This window comes from Streptomyces desertarenae (assembly GCF_042681365.1).
Classification (GTDB): domain Bacteria; phylum Actinomycetota; class Actinomycetes; order Streptomycetales; family Streptomycetaceae; genus Streptomyces; species Streptomyces desertarenae.
This window is the reverse complement of the sequence record NZ_JBHUFU010000040.1, coordinates 1-2793: the sequence shown is the minus strand read 5'-3', so window position 1 is coordinate 2793 and position 2793 is coordinate 1. Positions and strand designations below refer to the sequence as shown.

Genomic DNA, 2793 nt, shown 5'->3' with positions numbered 1-2793 from the left:
CTCCCCCGGCTCCCCGAAGGGACAGGCCACGAACCGCTCCGCGGTCATCCCCGGCCGGCCGAGGTAGCCGCGGGCCAGCCCGGCCCCGGCCAGGTAGAGCTCGCCCGGCACTCCGTCCGGCACGGGCCGGAGCGCGGCGTCCAGCACGTAGGCGGCGGTGTTGGCGATCGGCGTCCCCGTGGGCACCGAGCCGCCGCGCGCCTCCGGGGTCCCGGCGGTGATGTGCGCGGCGGTGGACCAGACGGTGGTCTCCGTCGGCCCGTACAGGTTGAGCAGGCGGTCGCCGGACGGCGCGCGGCCGGGCTCCAGGAGGGCGCGGGCCAGGGCCGCCGGCAGCGCCTCGCCTCCCACCAGCACGCGCAGGCCGGTGAGGTCCAGGCCGCCGTCCACGGCCATGGCGTGCCACCAGCCGGGGGTGGCCTGGACGACCGTCACGCCCTCGCGGGCGCACAGGGACCGCACGGCCGCGGGGTCGCGCTGGGCGGTGGCGTCGGCCAGGACGACCGAGCCGCCGGTGAGCAGGGGGGCGAAGAGCTCCAGGACGGCGATGTCGAAGGAGACCGTCGTGACCGCCAGCAGCCGGTCGTCGGGGCCCAGCTCCAGCCGCTCGGTCAGGTCGGCGAGGAAGTTCGCCACGCCCGCCCGGGTCACCATGACGCCCTTGGGGCGGCCGGTGGAGCCGGAGGTGTAGATGGTGTACGCCAGGTCGTCCGGGTGGCCCCAGGCGTGCGCGGCCCCGGCCGGTGCGGTGCCGGGCGCGGCGGCCAGGCGTTCGGCGGTGGCCGGGTCGTCCAGGACGAGCAGCGGGGCCGGGCCGGGAGGGAGGTCGCCGGCGAGGTCCGCGGTGGTGACCACGCATGCGGGCGCGCAGTCGGCGAGGACGTCCGCCAGCCGCTCCTTCGGGTGGCCGGGGTCCAGGGGCAGGTAGTGCAGTCCCGCCTTCCAGACGGCGAGCAGCGTCACCGGCAGCAGGGCGCCGCGCCGCAGCGCGACCGCGACCGGTCCGCTCCGGCCCGCGGCGCCGTCCGACAGCAGCCCGGCGAGCCGGTTGGCCCGTGCGTCGAGGTCGGCGTAGCCGATCCGCTCCTCGCCGGCGACCAAGGCCGTGGCCCGGGGGGTCCGGGCGGCCTGGGCCTCGAAGCGCCCCAGCGGTGAGGTCCAGGGCAGGTCGCGGGCGGTGTCGTTGCGCCGGACGAGCAGCTCGTGCCGCTCCGGCTCGCTCAGGACGGGGAGGCCGCTCAGCGGTGTGAGGGGCTGCTCGACCGCCGCACCCAGCAGCCGGAGGAAGTACCGGACCGCCCTGTGGGCCGTGCTCTCGTCGAACAGGTCGGTGCTGTACTCCAGTACGCCCCGGATCCCCGCCGCCGAGCCGTCGGCCGTCCGGTCCTCGTTGAAGGAGAGCGACAGGTCGAACTTGGCCGCCGCGGTCTCCACCGTCACGGGCCGGACCAGGACGTCCGAGGCCCTGTCGGCGGGTCCGTCGGCGGGCACCGCGCCGTTGTTGAAGGCCAGCAGCACCTGGAAGAGCGGGTGGCGGGCGAGCGAGCGCACCGGGTTGAGCACCTCCACCAGCCGTTCGAAGGGGAGGTCCTGGTGGGCGTAGGCCGCCAGGTCGGTGGCGCGCACCCGCTCCAGCAGCTCCGCGAAGCTCGGGTCGCCCGAGGTGTCGGTGCGCAGCACCAGCGTGTTCACGAAGAACCCCACCAGGTCCTCCAGCGCGTCGTCGGTGCGCCCGGCCACCGGCGAACCGATCGGCACGTCCGTCCCCGCCCCCAGCCGCGTCAGCAGCGCCGCCAGCGCCGCGTGCACCACCATGAAGGGCGTCGCCCGGTGCTCCCGGGCCAGCTCGGCCACCCGCCCGTGCACCGCCGGCGGGACGGTGAAGCCGACCCGGCCCCCGCGGTGGGAGGGGGTGGCGGGGCGGGGCCGGTCGGCGGGGAGGGCCAGCTCCTCCGGCAGTCCGCGCAGGGCCTCCCGCCAGTACCGCAGCTGCGCGGCGATCGCGCTGCCGGGGTCGTCCTCGGTGCCGAGCTCCTCGTGCTGCCACAGGGTGTAGTCGGCGTACTGCACGGGCAGTTCGGGCAGAGCCGGGGGCGCGCCCCGGCGCCGGGCGGCGTAGGCGGCCGCCAGGTCGCGCACCAGGGGGCGGACCGACCAGCCGTCCATGGCGATGTGGTGGACCGCCAGCAGCAGTACGTGGGCGCGCTCGTCGAGGGCGAAGAGCCGGGCGTGCACCGGCGGTGCCTGTGCGAGGTCGAAGGGACGGGCGGCCTCGGCCTCCAGGTCGGCCCGCAGGCGGGCCTCGGTGGTGGGGACCACCCGCAGGCCGGGCGCGCCCTGCCGCGGTCCCAGGACGATCTGGTGCGGGCCGTGCTCGTCCTCGGCGAAGACGGTGCGCAGGCTCTCGTGCCGGGCGACCACGTCCGCCAGCGCGGCGCGCAGGGCGGCCACGTCCAGGGGCCCGGTCAGCCGCAGCGCCAGCGGGACGGTGTAGGTGGCGCTCGGCCCCTCGATCTGGTGGAGGAACCACAGGCGCTGCTGGGCGTAGGAGAGCGGCAGCCGCCCGGGCCGCGGCACCACCGCCCGCACCGCGCCGGGGCGGCGCTGCGGGCCGTCGAGGTGCGCGGCCAGCCCGGCCACCGTGGGCGCCTCGAAGAGGGCGTCGATGGCCAGGTCCACGTCGAGCAGGGCCCTGATCCGGCTGATCACGACGATCGCCAGCAGGGAGTGGCCGCCCAGGGCGAAGAAGTCGTCGTCCACCCCGACCCCGGGCACCCCCAGCACCTCGGCGAA

The 2793-nt window shown here is 77.0% G+C and carries 1 protein-coding gene; it reads right to left on the bottom strand.

Annotated features, from left to right (window positions below; all coding sequences use genetic code 11):
• Positions 1 to 2793 (bottom strand): non-ribosomal peptide synthetase (locus tag ACFSJS_RS27860; protein WP_380905273.1); only part of this gene is annotated, 2793 nt, incomplete at both ends.